Origin of the sequence: Shewanella sp. Isolate8, from assembly GCF_022398495.1 — a bacterium.
Taxonomy (GTDB): domain Bacteria; phylum Pseudomonadota; class Gammaproteobacteria; order Enterobacterales; family Shewanellaceae; genus Shewanella; species Shewanella aquimarina.
On sequence record NZ_JAKEVI010000004.1, the window covers coordinates 226,586 to 245,573 of the forward strand.

16 protein-coding genes are annotated in these 18,988 nt (G+C 56.2%); 7 read left to right on the top strand and 9 right to left on the bottom strand.

Translation table 11 applies throughout. The features are described from left to right. Positions 1-44 precede the first annotated feature (44 nt). A complete protein-coding gene (locus L1D43_RS17350; protein ID WP_239853599.1) occupies positions 45-527 on the top strand; it encodes an MgtC/SapB family protein in 483 nt (160 codons plus the stop codon). Here L1D43_RS17350 and L1D43_RS17355 read toward each other — a convergent pair. Next, positions 521-1,282 (bottom strand): ComF family protein, encoded by a 762-nt coding sequence (locus tag L1D43_RS17355; RefSeq protein ID WP_239853600.1) that lies wholly within the window; start codon positions 1,280-1,282, stop codon positions 521-523. The genes L1D43_RS17350 and L1D43_RS17355 overlap by 7 nt on opposite strands. Before the next feature lie 33 nt (positions 1,283-1,315). Between L1D43_RS17355 and bioH the strand changes: the two genes are divergently transcribed. Beyond that, a complete protein-coding gene (bioH, locus tag L1D43_RS17360) occupies positions 1,316-2,095 on the top strand; it encodes a pimeloyl-ACP methyl ester esterase BioH (RefSeq protein ID WP_345773717.1) in 780 nt (259 codons plus the stop codon). A 58-nt stretch (positions 2,096-2,153) separates the two neighbouring features. Then, the gene (locus L1D43_RS17365) at positions 2,154-2,648 is read left to right on the top strand and encodes a hypothetical protein (protein ID WP_239853601.1); all 495 of its coding nucleotides are present in this window, start codon (positions 2,154-2,156) and stop codon (positions 2,646-2,648) included. On the opposite strand, the gene L1D43_RS17370 is transcribed toward L1D43_RS17365, so the two are convergent. The 4 genes from L1D43_RS17370 to greB form a co-directional block, all read right to left on the bottom strand. After that, positions 2,641-4,629, bottom strand: coding sequence for an LTA synthase family protein (locus tag L1D43_RS17370; protein WP_239853603.1), 1,989 nt, complete (start codon positions 4,627-4,629; stop codon positions 2,641-2,643). The genes L1D43_RS17365 and L1D43_RS17370 overlap by 8 nt on opposite strands. A gap of 289 nt (positions 4,630-4,918) precedes the next feature. Continuing rightward, positions 4,919-7,279, bottom strand: a complete 2,361-nt coding sequence (locus L1D43_RS17375) for a Tex family protein (protein WP_239853605.1) — start codon at positions 7,277-7,279, stop codon at positions 4,919-4,921. Between the two features lie 127 nt (positions 7,280-7,406). Next, complete coding sequence (locus tag L1D43_RS17380) at positions 7,407-9,200, bottom strand: thiamine pyrophosphate-binding protein (protein WP_239853606.1); 1,794 nt, start codon at positions 9,198-9,200, stop codon at positions 7,407-7,409. A gap of 233 nt (positions 9,201-9,433) precedes the next feature. Continuing rightward, positions 9,434-9,916, bottom strand: coding sequence for a transcription elongation factor GreB (gene greB, locus L1D43_RS17385; protein WP_220072568.1), 483 nt, complete (start codon positions 9,914-9,916; stop codon positions 9,434-9,436). Positions 9,917-10,321: 405 nt separating this feature from the next. Between greB and ompR the strand changes: the two genes are divergently transcribed. The 4 genes from ompR (at position 10,322) to L1D43_RS17405 (ending at position 15,438) form a co-directional block, all read left to right on the top strand. Continuing rightward, positions 10,322-11,047: a two-component system response regulator OmpR gene (gene ompR / locus L1D43_RS17390; protein WP_011867431.1), complete on the top strand. Its 726-nt coding sequence runs from the start codon at positions 10,322-10,324 to the stop codon at positions 11,045-11,047. A 27-nt stretch (positions 11,048-11,074) separates the two neighbouring features. Beyond that, complete coding sequence (gene envZ / locus L1D43_RS17395; protein WP_239853609.1) at positions 11,075-12,385, top strand: two-component system sensor histidine kinase EnvZ; 1,311 nt, start codon at positions 11,075-11,077, stop codon at positions 12,383-12,385. A 141-nt stretch (positions 12,386-12,526) separates the two neighbouring features. After that, complete coding sequence (locus L1D43_RS17400; RefSeq protein ID WP_239853618.1) at positions 12,527-14,488, top strand: methyl-accepting chemotaxis protein; 1,962 nt, start codon at positions 12,527-12,529, stop codon at positions 14,486-14,488. A 104-nt stretch (positions 14,489-14,592) separates the two neighbouring features. Then, complete coding sequence (locus L1D43_RS17405) at positions 14,593-15,438, top strand: hypothetical protein (protein ID WP_239853620.1); 846 nt, start codon at positions 14,593-14,595, stop codon at positions 15,436-15,438. Positions 15,439-15,550: 112 nt separating this feature from the next. Here L1D43_RS17405 and L1D43_RS17410 read toward each other — a convergent pair whose 3' ends face one another. From L1D43_RS17410 to L1D43_RS17425, 4 genes are all read right to left on the bottom strand, one after another. After that, entirely contained in the window at positions 15,551-16,024 is a 474-nt protein-coding gene (locus L1D43_RS17410) for a peroxiredoxin (RefSeq protein WP_239853622.1), read from the bottom strand. Between the two features lie 120 nt (positions 16,025-16,144). Beyond that, the gene (locus L1D43_RS17415; RefSeq protein ID WP_239853624.1) at positions 16,145-16,702 is read right to left on the bottom strand and encodes a DUF2937 family protein; all 558 of its coding nucleotides are present in this window, start codon (positions 16,700-16,702) and stop codon (positions 16,145-16,147) included. A gap of 32 nt (positions 16,703-16,734) precedes the next feature. Continuing rightward, a complete protein-coding gene (locus L1D43_RS17420) occupies positions 16,735-16,950 on the bottom strand; it encodes a hypothetical protein (protein ID WP_239853627.1) in 216 nt (71 codons plus the stop codon). A gap of 271 nt (positions 16,951-17,221) precedes the next feature. Beyond that, positions 17,222-18,916: a M28 family peptidase gene (locus L1D43_RS17425; protein ID WP_239853629.1), complete on the bottom strand. Its 1,695-nt coding sequence runs from the start codon at positions 18,914-18,916 to the stop codon at positions 17,222-17,224. Between the last annotated feature and the right edge of the window lie 72 nt (positions 18,917-18,988).

An 18,988-nucleotide genomic window follows, 5' to 3' on the forward strand; every position in this document is an offset into this window, starting at 1 on the left:
CCCGTAAGCCCTCTGCACCAGACACTGTTAACTAGGAACACACCATGAACTTTGATGCTTGGGTAGCTATCGATCCCTTTCGCTGGCGCGAACTCGGCTGCGCCATTCTCTGCGGCCTCATCATAGGCTTGGAACGCCAACTCAGGGGCAAACCCGTCGGCATACGTACCTCATCGCTGATCGTGCTGGGCACCTATATCTTCATCACCGCCTCCATGGCGATCGCTACCTCGGTATCGGATCCGTCGCGCATCATAGGCCAGGTGGTGACGGGCATAGGTTTTCTGGGGGCGGGCGTCATGCTGGCCAAAGAGGGAGTGGTCGTCGGCGTAACCTCGGCCGCCGCCATCTGGGCACTGGCCGCCATTGGTGTCTGTATCGCCGTGGTCGACCCCTTTGTGGGGATCAAGCTCTCCCTGCTGGTGGTGGCCATCCTTTATGGCGTCGATCTGCTGGAGGAATACTCCTCGCTGTTCACCCGAGGCGTACACACCAAGTATCGCAATTGGCGCCGTAACGGCTATTGATCGATCAGGTGGGGCGCCTCGGCGCGCGCCAGACACCACACCTGCACCTGGATGTAGCGCGCCTCGAACAGCTCGGCGATCTCCATGGCCGTGGTACCGGTTGTCACCACATCATCAACTAGGGCCACGCGCTGATATTCGAACCCGTCACTCAGGCTAAAGGCGCCCGCGAGATTACGCCGTCGCTGCTTGCCCGTCAGCCCAGCCTGAGGCGGCGTATCACACAGTCGCACCAAGGCATCGGGCTGTATAGGGATCGACAGCGCCTGACCTAACTCACAGGCGATCAGATAGGCCTGATTAAAGCCGCGCTGGCGCAGACGCCTCGGATGCAGGGGCACAGGCAGTAGCACCTGAGGCAGAGAGATAGCCTCCACGGCCACCAGCTTATGAATCCGTCGCACTAGGGCCTGCACTAAGGGGGATAAGCCGGCCAGTTGTCCCTGATACTTGATCGCCGCTACCGTCTCCCCCAGCCCCTGATGGTAGCTGGCAGGCGCCACCACCTTGAGAGGTCGCGTCGTCATGCAGGTGCCGCAATAAGCGCTCTGCAGACTCATGGTGCGACCACAGCCCAAACAGCTAGGCGACGAGTAGAGCCCAGCATCGAGACAGGTGAGACAGATGCCCCGCTGTGGCAAGAGCACCCTTTGATGGCAGATCATACAGCGATTGGGTAGACTAGCCGCCAGCAGCCGCCGTAATCGACTAAGCCGGAGCTGCCAGCGTGATAAATTCAGACGAGTTCTATCCATTTAACTAACTTTCCGATCTGTAGAGGCATCTTAGTGAGTCAGCAATCCTTGCATATTGAAACTATAGGCCAAGGCCGCCCCATCGTCATGCTGCACGGCTGGGGGGTCAATAGCGCTGTGTTTACCCCCTTACATCACGCTTTCCACGATCATCAACTCCTGTGCATCGACCTGCCCGGCTTCGGCGATAGCCCGGCCGTAGAGGGCGAGCTAGATGCCTTGGTCGATCACATCATGGCTCATGTACCAGAGCGGGCCATCTGGGCCGGTTGGTCTCTGGGCGGGCTCGTCGCCACCCGCGCCGCGCTGCGCTATCCAGAACGTATCGAGGCCCTGCTGACCATAGCCTCTTCCCCCTGTTTCATGGCACGAGAAGAGGAGGGCTGGCCCGGTATTCCGCCGCAGGTTCTGGGACAGTTTGGCGATCAGCTGGAAAAAGATCTTGGCAAGATGATAGAGCGCTTCCTCGCCATCCAGGCCATGGGCAGCGAGACCGCCAAGCAAGATATCAAGCAGCTCAGGGATCTGGTGATGGCCAAGCCGCTACCGGATGCGGGTGCGCTGCGCGCCGGACTTCAGATGCTTAAGGAGGTGGATCTCAGGGCGCAGCTCAGCGAGATTCAGGCGCCTTGGCTTAGGGTGTGGGGAAGATTAGATGGCCTGGTATCACGCCGGGTGCAGCCACTGATGCCGGTTTGCGAATCACGCTATCAAGATCTTGTGCTGCCTAAGGCCTCCCACGCCCCCTTCTTCTCCCATAGAGAAGCCTTTATCGATGGCGTCGGGGCCTGGCTGAAGACGTTTAATAAATAATCACTTTAATTTATATCACTTTGTGGTTATTATTTAAGCAACATTCAGAGGGATTTCTATGTTAGTGGTGACCAACTATCCGCAAGTACCAATCGCGACGACCAACGCCGCGACCGATAGCGCGCGGGTAGAGAGTCAGCAACGCCCACCGATCATACCGGCGCCGCAGCTCGCCAAGAGCAACGAAGAGCGCCCCTTCAATCCTCAGAACGAGCGCGCGGCGGATCAGGCCAATGTTCAGGCGAAGCTCAATGAGAAGGTGCAGGCCAAGCAGCAAGGGCAAGGCCAGCATCAGCAGGAAGGTCAGCAACAGCAGCAACAGGCTAAACAAGGGACGGCGGCCATCATTCGACCGCTGATGATGAAACCTGCGCTAGCGCGCCGGGACATTCGCAGCGTACAGGCTGAGATGCCAAGAGAGCCCCAAAAACCTAAGCCTCAATTCGAAAATCAGGCCACCAGCTTCTATCAGAGCGTGTCGGCCCACATCGCCAGCTTCTATCAGACTCAGGCCCTCCCTAAGGGAGAGCCCGAGTTATCCACCTTTATCTGATCACGCCTTCGCTCGAAGACTTGCTCGATGCCGTGTTTTGCTGCGGCGTCTGATACAACTGTTGTTGGTAAGCCATGCTGCCCCATAGCGCCCACGACAGGGCTGTCTGCTTCATCTCGTCGCTCTGAGACTTATGGGTCAGGGTATTACTGGCAAAGTCATAGCCATAGCCGGCTGGTTCACGCTCCGGCTGCAGGATCACCACATCGTCACCACGCAGATAGGCCATGTTCTTGTCGTACTGCATCAGGGCGCGACCGGGCCAGTTGTCATCCATCTTGGTCAGATCCCGTCCCAGCATAGGATAGCTACCGGATACGCCCATCAAGGACAACAGAGTCGGCGCCAGATCGATCTGGCTGGCCACTCTCTGATCCAGCTTAGGCTCAATACCATCGCCCAAGATAATCGCCGGGATCCTAAACTGCTCCACGGGTACCAGAGAGGCACCGCCTACGCGGCTCTCATGGTCGGCCACCACCACAAACAGAGTGTCATTCCAGTAACTGGACTGCTTGGCGAGCTTAAAGAACTCACCCACGGCATAATCGGCATACTTGGCCGTGTTGTTACGGGTCTGCTTGGGTTGATCGTAGAGCTCGATGCGGCCATCGGGAAACTCGAACGGCTCATGGTTAGATGAGCTGAACACTAAACTAAAGAAAGGCTTACCCTCTTTATGGAACTGCTCAAACTCGCTATTGGCCCGCTTGAGCAGATCTTCGTCCGACACCCCCCAAGAACCGACAAACGCAGGATCTTTATAGTCATTCTGATCCACGATATCGCTAAAGCCGTTGCCCAGGAAGAAGCTGCGCATGTTATCAAAATGGCTCTCACCTCCATAGATAAACTGAGTCTCATAGCCGTTCATCTTGAGCAGATCCGCGACAGTGAAGAAGTCGGTCTGACTCTTACCCAGCTTAACCACAGAACGTGCAGGGGTCGGCGTGAAGCCGGTAGTGACCGCCTCGATACCGCGCACCGAACGGGTACCCGTGGCGTAGAGACGATTGAAGGCCCAGCCCTCTTTCGCCAGGGCATCGATATTAGGCGTCAGTGGCAGACCACCGAGGTAACCGGTAAATCTCGCCCCCAGGCTCTCCTGCAGTATGATCACCAGGTTCTTGGGCTTACCCTGGTAGCTGGCCTGGTTGTAGGTCACGCTCGGCAGAGAATCGGAGGTGAAGGCGCTCGACGGACGACCGCTGTCTTTACGAATGTTGTCTATGATCTGGCTCTTCTCCAGCTTGCCATACACCTTAGAGGCATTGGCTTCCGCCGACATCTGATCGATAGCAAATACCAGCGAATAAGAGGAGTTCACCACCAGAGAGTTCACCAGCGGATCGTCGGCAAAAGCCACCATAGAAGGGTTAAGTGGTCTGTGTCCCAGACTGGAGCGTGCACCCAACAGGGTCACGACTATCACCAACAGGGCAATCGCCGGGCGCCATACCCAACGCGGATAGACCACCTCTTTCAGTAAGCGCCCACTCAGGCGCCAGCCGCCCCAAAGGCTCAGGGTACTAACAATCAGCCCGAGGAAGATCTCTCCCTTACGGCTGGTCCACAGCATGGAGAGCACCTCTTTGGGATAGATAAGGTATTCGATATAGAGACGGTTGGGCCTCAGGCCATATTCGTCGATAAACGAGGGAGTAGACAGCTCAAGAAAGATCATCAACCACAGACCCAGAGTTAGCCAGACTCTGAGCACAGACTTCCAACCACGACCCACCAGATGATCGCCACCAAAGATGGTGGTCCCTAGGGCAGCGACACCCCATAACCAACACAGGGTGGCAAAGTCGACCCTCAGCCCCTGAAGCAGCAGGTGTGGCCAGCCATCGACGGCGGCGACCCTATCGGCCTGCCAAACGCCTAAGCCGATACGGCTCAGTGTGGTGATAGCTAAGGCTATCAACCCAAAACAGATAATGGCGCCAAACGGCCCCCATGTTGACTTAACTTTAGTCATAAATTTTCCACATATTTTCAATCTAGTCTTATGCTTTCTCGCGAAGCACTTGTTACCTTGCCTACATCGCACGGTAGTTTGACACAAAAGTAACACTTTAGTTCTATTTTTGTTTCAGCGTGCTTCACGATCAACAAAAAAGAGACGAGCCTAGCCATCGTCGAGTAGAACACTCTCAGGGTGAAAATTTTGTAGACAGACTGGGCACCACAGCTGACAGCAGATGAAAAATGGATACAAAAAAAGCCAATCCCCCAGGAGGGATTGGCTTTTTCTCTTTACTTTTCGGCTACTTTTTTAATTTAGCGAAAGCATCGGCGAAGGCGTTACCCATGGCGGCATTGGCAGGCGCCTTGGGCTGCTTGTATTGCCCCTTGGCTTGGCCCTTACCCTGGGGACCTTTTCCCTGATGGCCCTTGCCATGACCAGTCTTTGCCGGGCCCTTGGCGCCCTGATGAGACGCCTTCTCACCCGGCTTCTCATCCAGACGCATGGTCAAACTGATACGCTTGCGCTCGGCATCGACCTCCATCACCTTGACCTTGACCACATCGCCCGCCTTCACCACGGTATGGGGATCGCTGACAAACTTGTCGGTAAGCGACGAGATATGTACCAGGCCATCCTGATGCACACCGATATCGACGAAGGCACCGAAGTTGGTCACATTGGTCACTACGCCTTCTAAGATCATCTCTACCTTAAGGTCTTTGATCTCCTCAACCCCTTCCTTGAATACGGCGGTCTTAAACTCACCGCGAGGGTCACGACCCGGCTTATCCAGCTCGCTGAGAATATCTTCTATGGTAGGCAGACCAAACTCCTCGGTCACAAACGCCTTGGCATCGATCTGCTTGAGCAACTCGGTGTTGCCGATCAGGGCATCGACCGCCTGCTGCTGGGCCTTGGCTATCTGCTCGACCAGGGCATAGGTCTCGGGGTGCACGGCGCTGGCATCCAGCGGATTATCTCCCTCGCGAATACGCAAGAAACCCGCCGCCTGTTCAAACGCCTTGGGGCCAAGACGCGGCACCTTGAGCAGCTGCTTGCGCGAGGTAAACTGACCGTTTTCATCGCGGTAGTCGACAATATTGCGGGCCAGGGTCTTGTTGAGACCCGCGACCTGAGTCAGCAGTGGCATAGAGGCCATGTTGAGATCCACGCCGACGCCGTTTACACAGTCTTCCACCACGGCCTCGAGGGACTGTGACAACTGACTCTGACTCACGTCGTGCTGATACTGGCCCACACCGATAGACTTAGGCTCTATCTTCACCAGCTCGGCCAAGGGATCTTGCAGACGACGGGCGATAGACACGGCGCCGCGAATCGACACGTCCAGATCGGGAAACTCCTCCGCCGCCAACTCGGAAGCCGAATAAACCGAGGCACCCGCCTCGCTCACCATGATCTTGGTGAGTCCTGGCAGCTCACTCTTGAGCGAGGCAATCAGCTCACCCGCCAGCTTGTCTGTCTCACGTGAGGCGGTGCCGTTGCCTATGGCAATCAGCTCCACCTTATGCATCTTCACCAGGTTCGCCAGGGTACGCAGCGACTTCTCCCACTGGTTTTGCGGCGCATGGGGGAAGATGGTGGTATGGGCCATCAGCTTGCCCGTGTTGTTGACTATGGCCACCTTAACGCCGGTTCTCAGGCCTGGGTCCAGCCCCAGAGTCGCCTTGGCACCGGCAGGCGCCGCCATCAAAAGATCGCCAAGATTTCGGGCGAATACATTGATCGCCTCGGTCTCGGCGCGCTCACGCAGCTTGGCAATAAATTCGGTTTCCATCTGCAGCGCTATCTTGATGCGCCAGGTGGAGGTCACCACCAGCTTGAGCCACTGATCCACCGGCGAGTCGCTCAGCTTAAGACCGAAGTGATCGGTAATAATCACCTCACAATAACTGCCTTGTTTGGCCTCGCTGTCGGGGTCGGCATTCATACTCAGGCTCAGTACGCCTTCGTTGCGACCACGAAGCATGGCCAGGGCACGATGCGAAGGCACATTCATCAGCTTCTCGCTGTGCTCGAAATAGTCTCTAAACTTGGCGCCCTCTTTCTCCTTGCCCTTCACCACACGGCTCTCGAGCACGGCGCTCTGGGTCAGATGCTGACGCACCTTCTGCAAGAGCTCGGCATCTTCGGCAAATCGTTCCATCAGGATGAAGCGCGCACCATCGAGCACCGCCTTCACTTCATCGAACCCGGCCTCGGCATTGAGGTACTCGCTCGCCAGGGCCTCGATATCTGCCAGACGATCACTGAGCAAACGATCCACCAGAGGCTCGATACCGGCCTCGATGGCGATCTGCCCCTTGGTACGGCGCTTGGGCTTGTAGGGAAGGTAGAGATCTTCCAGGCGGGTCTTGCTGTCGGCCTGATCTATGGCGGCCTGCAACTCGGCGGTCAACTTACCCTGGGCCTGAATGCTGGAGAGGATCACCTGACGGCGATCGTTGAGTTCGCGCAGATAGCCCAGGCGGCTATAAAGGGTGCGCAGTTGGGTATCATCTAAACCACCAGTGACCTCTTTACGATAACGCGCAACGAAGGGAACCGTCGCGCCGTCATCCAATAGAGTGATAGTTGCCGTCACTTGCTGCTCGCGAACATTCAGTTCCTGAGCGATGATTTGTGCAATATTTTGCATAGATTACGTCGTGCCCAAATAGAGAGTTAAGTGCCGCCAAAGATAACACAGCCCAAGGCCAAGTTGTACGCCCTATCTGTCGCAACTCCTGATAAGGGCGGGTAAATTAGGCGACACGTCTCTCAGTTTAGTCGCGTTTTTCGCACAGCTCCTGCCAGCGCTGCGTCGCCTCAGGGTTACCGTTGCGATAACCTATGTAACAATTGAGCTTCTGAGTGGTGTCGCTCTGGGCCGATGCCTCAACAGATGCTGGCACCTCGATGAGATGCAGGCCACCGCTGGCGATGCAGCCACACAGGGTATCGACAAACTCACCGCTTTGCCGGCACAGGTGACCGCTGCCACCATAGGCTTGAATCAATAGCTTAGGATCGAACCCCTCATGGTTGCAGGCGTAGATGGGCGCATCACCCGCCTTACCCAGGTGGAAGATGTTGTTACGCATGTAGACGATAATCAGGTTGGCTCCCTGCTTCTGCAGGTTGATCAGCTCATTCGCCTGGAAGTTAAAGCCGCCATCACCGGTGATCACCACCACAGGCTGCGAGCTTTGGCGCTCGGCGAGCTGATCTACCACGGCTCTGGCATAGGGCAGGCTGGTGCCCATAGCCGCATACCAAGGATTAGCCAGATAGCTGCGGCCGATATCGCTGCCTAGGGTGGTCAACTCGAAGCTGGCAAACAGCGAATTACCCACCTCGGGCAGGAAGATGAAGGGACGCTCGACGCGCTGCTGCGCGGCGTTGATGCAGGCCGAAAGATGGTGATAGCCAAGCTCTGCCTGGGGAGCCAGTTGTTGCGCAGTCTCGACAGCCAGGTTCACGCTAGCATTAAGGGTTAACGGCTGCGTGGCGAGCAGCGCTATCACCGCCTCAATATCGGCTTCCCACTGCGCCGTCCCCTTGAGCATGGTCTTATTGCCATGATTGTCTATGGCATGGGTCTGGCTGCTAAAGGCGTTGTTGGTATCGGATGGGAAGATGGCAGTGCCTAGTTCGAGCACATAATCGGCCTCAGACTCGATATAGGCCTGATGAGGCAGACGGCTGAAGACGCCGTTATAGCTGCCTAAACAGAGCGGTCTCGATTCATCCAGCATTCCCTTGCCAAACCAGGTGGTGGCATAGGGCAGACCATTTTGCTCACAGAAGGCCAAAATTTTCTCAAGCAGCGGCTCATTGAGCCTGAGCTTCTCGCCGAGAAACACCAGCGGCGCCTTGGCCTGCTCCAGCTGGGTGCGGATCTGGCTGGCGATCAGCTCGGCGCCGCTTAAGTTAAGTGCCTGAGGCCTAAGCTGACTCGGGCAACTCGGCAGACTCAGCGCCTGGGTCGGCTGATAGATGAGATCCCTGGGCACCTCGATATACACGGGCTGACGATTGACATAGGCATGGGTAAGCAGCTGCAGAAACTGCTCGGCGGCCACATTGGGTTGGCCGCTATGGCGCTGGCCCTGCAGGCGTTCGGCGCGCACACCCAGCGCCTTAAAGGCATTGAGCGCCGCATCGAGATCCGTATGCCAGGCCGTGTGCGGATGCACGCTGTGATGCAACGCCTGACTGTTTATCTCCGCCTCGCCAGGCGCCCCCGAGATAAACACCACGGGCAAACCTTCGGTGCGCGCCAAGGCCGCCGCCGACGTGCAAGGCAGGCTGCCCACGGTATAGGTGGTCATGCAGACCCCGAGAGGGTTTAGCTCGGCCTGGGCGCAGGCACTAAAACCTGCGTGCATCTCATTGCTTGAGGGCAATACCGCCACCTGCTTATCCAGGGTATTGATCAAGTTGGCGACAAAGTCACCACCAACACCATAAACACGTTTCACGCCGAAGAAGACGAGCAGTTCGGCGATGCTATCGCCAAGCAGCGGGAGATGGGCGGCATAGTCGACGCCAAAATTAGATTCGATCGATACAGACACGTTAGCTTCTCGGTTGTCAAAAAGTGTCTGTAGCCTAGAGAGTGAGGTGTCGCCGCGCCTTGATCGAGATCATCAAGCCATCGAGCCAGTGCCGACACCGCGGGACGCAGAGAGTGACAAGATATCGTTACATTGTGATTAACGGCTAAATATCAACTTTAATATCAGTCTATTAGATAGGATAAAAAGCGTTAGCCCAGGCTTACACCCAGGCTGAAATCACGAAGGCAGGCTTAGTCCTCGAACGCCTTATATTGGATCTTGTTGACGTACCACTCCTTCTTACCGGCGGGGGTGTTGACCACCACTTCATCGTCCACCTGCTTGCCGATCAGCGCCCTCGCCATGGGCGAGTCTATGGTGATGTAGCCCAGCTTAGTATCCAGCTCGTCCTTGCCGACGATGCGATAACGCACAATCTCGCCTTCCTCGTTTTCCAGCTCCACCCAGGCGCCGAAGAACACCTTGCCCTCCTGCTGTGGCGAGTAGTCGACGATCTGCAGATCCTCCACCCGCTTCACCAGGTAGCGCACCCGGCTGTCTATCTGACGCAACAGACGCTTGTTATAGGTGTAGTCGGCATTCTCGCTTCGGTCACCCTGGGCCGCCGCCTCCTGCACCTTCTTGGTGATCTCGGGGCGATACTCTTTCCATAAATACTTAAGCTCTCGGTCGAGCGCTTGCCACCCTTCACGGGTGATCAACATGGCTTTCATTTTTCTCTCGTCACGACTCAACAAGATGCCTGGCACAGGCCAGCGCATCGAATGATTTTCCGCTGATAATACCCAGTGCAACCCTTGAAAAACAATAGTCCAGTGGCTCGACCATGGCGAGGCCGCCAACCTGGGAGTCACTCTGCCGGCTGGCTCTAGGCAGTTTCAATTTGGTTACAATTTCCCGACAGCCAGTTTAAAACATATAATTTCAAAGACTATCAGCATGTTACAAGTGTTTCATTTCTACCTAGATAAATTATCGCCTCAATTCAGGATGAAATCTCGCTAGGCTTTTAAATAGCAAAGCGGCTATATTAAGCAGGCACATAAGATTAATATTGAAATTCAGCCAGTTGAGCGGTAAACCTTGAGTCGATCGCACTGAAATAAGGGATAGAGAACATGGGACAAGAAACCTCTAAAATTCTCGTTGTCGATGATGATATGCGCCTAAGAGCCCTGCTAGAGCGTTACTTGATGGAGCAGGGATACCAGGTCAGAAGCGCCGCCAATGCAGAACAGATGGACAGGCTGCTGGAGCGAGAAAACTTTCACCTGCTGGTGCTGGATCTTATGTTGCCGGGCGAAGATGGCCTCTCTATCTGTCGTCGCCTGCGCCAAAATGGCAATACCATTCCCATAGTTATGCTGACCGCCAAGGGGGACGAGGTGGACCGCATCATAGGCCTGGAACTGGGCGCCGACGATTACCTGCCCAAGCCTTTCAATCCCAGAGAACTCCTGGCTCGCATCAAGGCGGTCATGCGCCGTCAGGCGCCAGAGGTACCCGGCGCGCCGACCCAGCAGGAAGAGGAGATCACCTTCGGTGAGTTTACCCTCAACCTGGCGACCCGCGAGATGTACCACGGCGAAGAGGCGATCTCCCTCACCAGCGGCGAATTTGCCGTACTTAAGGTGCTCGTGAGTCACCCAAGAGAGCCCTTGTCACGGGACAAGCTGATGAATCTGGCCCGTGGCCGCGACTATTCGGCACTGGAGCGCTCTATCGACGTGCAGGTATCACGCCTGCGTCGCCTGATCGAGAAAGATGCCGCCAACCCCAGATATATCCAAACAGTCTGGGGACTGGGTTATGTGTTCGTACCCGACGGGGCCGCGCGGCGTTAGCCCAGGCCATAGTCCTCAACGCCAACAATGAGCTGGTTTAAACGCTTTCTGCCCCGTAGCGCCTTCAGTCAGACAGTACTCCTGATAGGCTCGCTGCTGCTGGTCAATCAGCTGGTCTCCTATCTTTCGGTGGCCGTCTACTTTATTCAGCCCACCTACCAGCAGATCAACCAGCTGATCGCCCGTCAGGTCAACCTGCTGTTCGTCGACGGTATCGATATCGGCCGCGAACACCTCTCCATGGTCGATGCCCTCAATGCCAAGGTGCGTGACGACAGCATGCAGATCTACAACCTCAAGCAGGCCCGCGAGGAAGGCGTCGATCGCGCCGCCTACTACAGCCTACTGTCTGCGCAGATGTCGGAGCATCTGGGCGGCAAGGCCGAGGTGCGCATCGCTCAAGGAACAGAGTTCGAGATCTGGATCCGCCCGCCCCAGGCGCCATCTGTATGGATCAAGGTGCCCCTGACCGGCTTCAACGAGTTTGGCCTCTCGCCCCTCACCCTCTATCTCATGGTGATAGGCGCCCTGAGTGTCGCCGGCGGTTGGTGGTTTGCCCGCAAGCAGAACAAGCCGCTTAAACGCCTGCAGAAGGCGGCTATCTCGGTCTCCCGAGGCGACTATCCCGCGCCGCTGCCGCCGAGTGGCTCCACCGAGATCATCGAGGTGACCAACGCCTTCAACCAGATGTCCCGCAGCATGCAGCAACTCGAACAGGACAGGGCCCTGCTGATGGCGGGGATCTCCCACGACCTGCGCACCCCGCTGACGCGCATCCGTCTCGCCTCCGAGATGATGGTCGAGGAAGATGAGTACCTCAAAGAGGGCATAGTGCATGACATCGAAGATATGGATGCCATCATCAACCAGTTTATCGCCTATATCCGCCAGGATCAGGAAGCCAATCGCGAACAGGTTCAGCTCAACGAGCTGCTAAAGGACATCGCCCAGGCCGAGGCCAACCGCGACGGCGAGATAGTGCTCGAGCTGAGCGAGTGTCCCGAAATCCCCATGCAGGCGGTGGCAATCAAGCGTGTCATCAGCAACCTAGTAGAAAACGCCTTTCGTTACGGTAACGGCTGGGTAAGGCTCAGCTCCAGCTTCAATGGTCGCCGGATCGGCTTTAGCGTCGAAGACAACGGCCCGGGTATTCCCAGCGATCAGATCCCTAAGCTATTTCAGCCCTTTACCCAGGGCGACAGCGCCCGCGGCAGTGTCGGCTCCGGGCTGGGACTGGCCATCATCAAGCGTATCGTCGATCGCCATCAGGGACAGGTGATACTGACCAATCGCCCAGAGGGTGGCCTGAGCGCTCAGGTGTGGCTGCCGCTGGAATAAACGGCAACCCCCTTCACGACAATCCCCTTCACCATACCGGTAGTTTTAACGCCGGATAGAGACTTCATCCTTAAGTGCGAATGTCATCAATTTGCAATATATACGTCATATTCTGGCGCAAACTGTCATTGGCACTTGATCATGAAAATTTCCACCCTCTCCCTCTGGGCTTCTGCCATCCTGTTACTGCTGGCCGCGCTGCTGGCTGGCGTCGTCGTGTGGAGTAATCAGGAACGCGCCCAGATAGAGCAGAAGAATCAGATGCTCTCCGACCTGCAGCAGCAATTTCTGCTAGAGGTTCGCCGTCAGCTGGAAAGCTACCTGAGCACGGGCAATAACCAGCAGCTGAGCAGTGCCAAACAACAGCTAGAGACCATAGCCGCCAGCTTAGAGCAGCTCTCTCACGATGAAGCCAACCGGCTGCAACAATCGATCGCTACCTTCATCAAAGACCTAGACACCCAATATCGCGCCGCAGGCAAGTTGGCCGGCAATCCCCGCCAGCTACTGGCCCACGCCGAGAGCGAGATGCTCGCCTACAACCAGCATCTGGCCGAGTATGCCGACAAGGGCCTGCCGGAGCACCCAAAGCTGGCCAAGCAATACCTACTGCTGACCCAAAGCCTACCGCCTTTGGTGTATCGGCTTTCACAGCTGACTCAGGACTATCTGATCGGCAAGGATCAGCGCCTCAAGTCCCTGCTGGCGAGTCAGATACAGGCGCTGACCGATTGGCACGATCAACTGGCCAAGCTGCCACTACTGAGTCTTTATGAGACCCTAGATGCCGACGAATTCGCCCTGGGCGACGATGAGCCCGAACAGATAGAGATAGGCGAGAGTGACTACAGCGAGCTGCTCTCCCTGAGCCAGCGTTACGGTAAAGAGGTGAGTAACACCCACCAGATGCTGACGGCCAATCAGGCAGCCCAGGAAGCCATGATGGCGGCCATCGTCCGCATCGAAGATGAACTGCTTAAGTTAGGCCTGGCACAGCAGGCGCAAAACCAGCACCTCAAGCAACAGCTGCAGACATTGCTCTATGGTGTGGTGTCTGTACTGGCGCTGTTCGCCCTCATCTACCTATTGTTACAGCAACGCAGGGTCGTGAAGCCCCTCAGGCATCTGAACCAGGCGTTTATGCGCCTGAGCGAGTCCAACAGCCGTGAGCGTCTGACCATAGCGCGGCGCTGCGAGACGGGGCAGATCGCCGGTCACTTCAATCAACTGCTGGACAGGTTCGAGGCGGAAGATGCCGCCCAACGGGTCAAGATAGGCCAGATCTCCACCTCGCTGTCACAGCTGGTACACCGCATTACCGAGCTGACCCAAGGCACGGAGACCACGCTCGGCATAGTCGACACGGCACAGAATCAAACCGAGCAGGTACGCGCCATCGCGCGCGAGGTGAGTGAACTCTCCAGCCAAGTCGAACAACATGCCCAGCAGACCCATAGCCAGATGCTCGCCAGCCAGCAGGAGGTGCAGGCCTTCATGAGCGCCGCAGACGAGACCCAGCAGGCCGTTGACCATTGCCACCTCTCCCTGGGCAGCCTGACCACCTCGGTCAACGACGTCTCCACCATACTGGATGTGATAGGCAACATCGCCGAGCAGACCAACCTGCTGGCATTAAACGCCGCCATCGAGGCCGCGCGCGCCGGCGAGCAGGGACGCGGCTTCGCCGTGGTCGCCGACGAGGTGCGCAGCCTGTCCCAACGTACTCAGGAATCCTTGCAGCAGGTGGTGACCATATTGAGCCGCCTCACAGAGGCCAACCAGCAGCTGACCCTAAGTGTCGAGGGCATCGCCAACACCAGTCAGAAGCAGGCACAGGGGGCGCAGACTCTCTGGCAGGTCACCCAGACGGTACAGCAGCAATCCGAGGAGATGACTGAGACCGCCAAGCAGGGCTGCCGCTTCAGCGGCGAGCAGACCAGCCACCTGGACAGCCTGTCCCAGGCGATGGAGTCGCTGAAACAACACGCCATGGCCGCCGCCAGTCAGAGCGAGGTGATCGCCGATGAGGTCGCTCAAGGGGTTGCCGACATCGAAGCCAGCCTCGGCATCGACGCACAAGCATCTCTCGAGAGCGCCGCCTAACATAGCGATACGAGAGCAAACTGGAATCTGGCTAGCAGAAAAATTAGTCATCTTGTGCTAAGGTGCGCCGCATCATAACGGATGATGAACCACAGAGGCGCCTCATGAAGACAACACTCGCACTCGGCTTAGTTGGGCTAATGAGCTTTTCCGCATTCGCAGACTCAGACAACTCACCCTACGCCATGTCACTCATTGCTGGCCTGGAGTCTTACCCTGACTCAGAGTTCAGCTCTATGTCCCGCGGCGGAGGCCTGTCGTTTATCTGGGACGACCTGCGCTATAACAATGTCTACCAGCTGGATACCAACTACTTTAGGGTGCGCGGAACCTACTACTATGAACGCGACTCCGAAAAGTACGATGAAGACAGATTCCGTAACTCCATGGATCTGCGCTTTAACTACCAGCGTCCCTTCGCCACCCTGGGCGCACAACAAGACTATCTGCTCAGTTTTCACGGCCGCTACGAGGGGCATTACAACAGCCAGCAACTAGAAGAGTTTGAACAGCTGGCAGTCGCGGGCCTGTCGCTCAATCGCCGCTTTAGCGACGTCAACCACTATGATCTCGGCCTAACACTCGGCCTGGGCTACAGCGAAGAAGAGAAAGATGACGACTGGCCGCGTGAGGAGATGGGCCGCACCGAAGAGGAGCTCAACCGCGCCGGTTTTGGCTATTTCTTCGAATGGAGCAACAAATACACCTTCGCCCACACGGGGGTGCAGCTAGGCGCCAAGTGGAGCCGCTTCGACGGCCAGTGGGGCTATGACGCCGACAAGTTCTACACCATGGACAGACTCACCCTGGAGGTGATCATGCCGCTGGCCAATCAGAACAACCTGCTGCACTTCACCACCCAATATATCAGCCGCGACTATGAGGTGGATCTACTGGGCTTCGAAGACACTCTCTACCGTGTCGCCGTGGAATATGTGCACTACTTCTAGGAGCTTGTTTTAAGGTGTTGTTTTAGACCCTTGTTTTAAAGCCTGTTTTAGTGCCTTTTAACATCTAGCCACAAAAAAGGGAGCCTAAGGCTCCCTCTTTATTTGCAGCGGCTTATAAAGCTGCCAATACCACCTCGGCCTTGCTGACCTCGAAGCTTTTGGGCGCCTCGACATTCAGCAGGCTCACCACGCCGTTGTCGATCACCATGGCGTAACGCTGAGAGCGAATGCCGCCAAAGCCAGCGGTGTCCATCTCCAGCCCCAATGCCTTGGTAAAGCTGGCATCACCATCGGCCAACATCATCAGCTCGCTGGCATTTTGCGCCTCGCCCCAGGCCTTCATCACGAAGGCATCGTTAACCGATACACAGGCGATAATATCCACCCCCTTAGCCTTAAATTGATCTGCCAACACTACATAGCCGGGCAGATGCGCCTCGGAGCAGGTCGGGGTAAAGGCGCCGGGGACGGCAAACAGCACCACCTTCTTGTTGGCAAACAGCTCGGTCACGTCATGGTTGACCATGCCACTCTCGGTTAACTGACCTAGGGTCGCGGCGGGTAATGCTTGTCCTTGGGCTATCATGGGGAGATCCTTATTAGTTAAATAATCTTGTTGGCGAATATTAGCTAACTTATATTCACGAACTTATGCTCAGTTTACACAAGCATAGCCCTTATTCGCGGTGACAAACACAGACGAACCTTAGGGTTTCTCTACCCTGGCCTCGACTTGGGCTTTAGCGGTGAGACGAATCCGTCGATAGGCGCCGCGGCAACAACGCCCGCAACCGTGCAACGTCAGTTCGCACAGCATGGAAAACAGCAGACCAAACAGCAGGCCGAAGGCGATGGCGCGGCCATCGAGTAAGATGCTGTGGCTGAAGTGGCGCCACACCTGATCGCGGAGCGCTGGCAGAGGACTCATGACAACTTGGTCGAATCCGCCATAGGCTGACCGATTAAATTCCGTTAACGCCTCAGACAGCAGCCGATATCTTTGGTAAATCACCTCGATACTGTCGCCGCCGGCGTTAAATACCGCATCGGGGTTCTGCTTATAGTGGGCGATGAGCTTGTCGATATCGCCACCGAAGAAACGGTCGGCATCACGCTGAAACTCGGCCAGACTCTGTTTGGCTTCCTGGGTATGCGCCGCAAGCGCCTTGCCATACTGATCCACAAAGCTCGGCACCTGCACGCCTAACAGCACGCCGCAGACAAACAACAAGAGTCTCAAATAATCCATCAAGCGTCTTAGCATCAATCCGACCTTTGCCTTTCAATTAACAGACATTAGCTCTCTATCACCACGCTAGGATACTGCTCGCTGGCATGCTCATGATAGATATCATCCAGAAAACCAGTTAGCTCATCCTCTGTCAGCTCGGGCGGGATCACCACATCATAGACGCGAGCACGCATCCCGGTTTGCGACTCATTAAACAGCTGCCACTCACCACTAATACGCCTAACCGACATAGATCTGCCGAACACATTAATCCTTATCATTGCTTTCTCCCAAAACACCACTAAATAAGCAAGCTAACACTCGCCGCCGGGCATAACAATAGCCGCCTCATTAAAGGTCATTCACAAAGAAATCAACGAATTGACAATGGTGCACAAGCATTTGGATTTAGCGGCGCTGTCCCCGATTGCCCCGCCTGCAGGCAAACACTGAACGCTGCAACTGACAACGACTGCTCAGGCGGCCGACAGCGGGCCGGGAGGCTCATCGAAAGCGCAGACAGACTGCGCTTCGAGATATCCAAAATCCAAGCTATGGCAGCTCGGCCACTTCCAAGCGGAACTCCTCACCGAAAAAATCCCCCGGGTACCACTTAGGACGGGCTGCAGCGTCGACGATTTCCTTGCCGAGGGCAAAATTAACCACTGAGAACATCGCCGCGGCGTCATAGTCGATAGGCAATGAGGTATCGTCCGACGGCCGATGGTAATGGGTGCGATAGAAAGATTGAGCGATTTGCCCACCGTTGAGTGCGGGATCAGCAGCAGTAAAACCCGGCATCAGATAGACAGACGGAATACCTTGTTTTACAAAAGAAAAGTGATCGGTTTGTACAAACAGCGCGAGTTCGGGAACCGGATCGGGACTGATCTTGAGCCCCGTTTTCTCGGCGGCCGCTTTTACAAAGTCCCCCATCGACGAATGCTGCGCACCGAATGCGATGATATCGGCAAACGGATATAGCAAAATCGGCATATCGAGATTAATGTTCGCCACTATGGCGTTCGAGGGAACCCTTGGATTGTGCGCAAAGTAGTCCGAACCGAGAAGGTTTTTTTCTTCTCCGGTCACGGCAACAAACAACACGGAGCGCTTCGGCTTTTCTCCCAGGCTGAAGCGACGAGCGGTTTCCAGCATGATGGCGACGCCGGTGGCATTGTCAACAGCCCCGTTGTTGATATGGTCTTCGGCTGAATTGGCACTCATGCCGATATGATCCAGATGAGCTGAATATACGACATACTGGTGTTTCAGCACAGGATCGCTCCCTTCGATCACGCCCACAACGTTCGGGCTGCTGATGCGCTCCACGCCGGTGCTATGCGCCAACGACACATCAAGATTCAAGTCGAAGCCCACAGGAGACTTGCCTTGCTTAAGGTCGGCATATAGGCCGTTCAAACTCAATCCTGCCTCGGTGAATAGTGTTTTGGCCGCCTCAGCGGTGACTGCGGCAACGACATGCAGACCGGGGGATGAACCGAAGGCGATGCCATTTTTTTGCTGCCATTGCAGCCTGGGAGCGCTCGCAAACTCGGCCATGTGCCGATAAAAGCCCTGCCGTTCTCCGGTCGGGGGGCCCATGAAGATAACACCAACGGCACCCCGCTCTGCGGCATGGCGAATTTTTTCATCCGGCTTTGCCACAAATGCCCCCGCCTCGCTTGAGTATGAGGCTGGCCTTCCGGCCAATATCAACACGATTTTTCCGGCGACATCGAGCCCCGCATAATCATTCTGCTTGAGTGCCTTCGATACGATACCGTAACCGGCAAAGGTCACCTGGGCCCTCACCCGTCCCGATGCGGCTCCAGCCCCCGGCAGTACGATAAATTCCTTAGAATACTCAAGCTTGAGCGGTTCGGTACTCACTCGGCCGTGTAATGTCATGTGCGCCGAAACCGGATCTAGCGTGCTTTTCAGCATAGGAACCGCTTGATACCAGGTGTGATTGTCGCCCATGGGGGTCACGCCATACTGGGCCAACCGACTCGCGACATAATGCGCCGCAATGGCATGGCCGCGACTGCCGGTTTCGCGCCCTTCCAACAGGTCACTGGCAAGAAATTCGACATCGGCACGAAGCCTGCTTTTTACCCGTTCCTCCGTCGGGCGCGAAGCGGATTGAACCGCTGCATCCGCAGACGGTCGGGCGGCAGAGGTACAGGCAGATATCAGCATCAGCCCGCCGACAAAGAGCGCCTTGAGGGTTGTTTCAACATTCATCAATAGGTCCTTTCACAGTACATTCAACATATAAACGTCTGTGAATTTACGCACTGAGAAAGGAGAATGCGC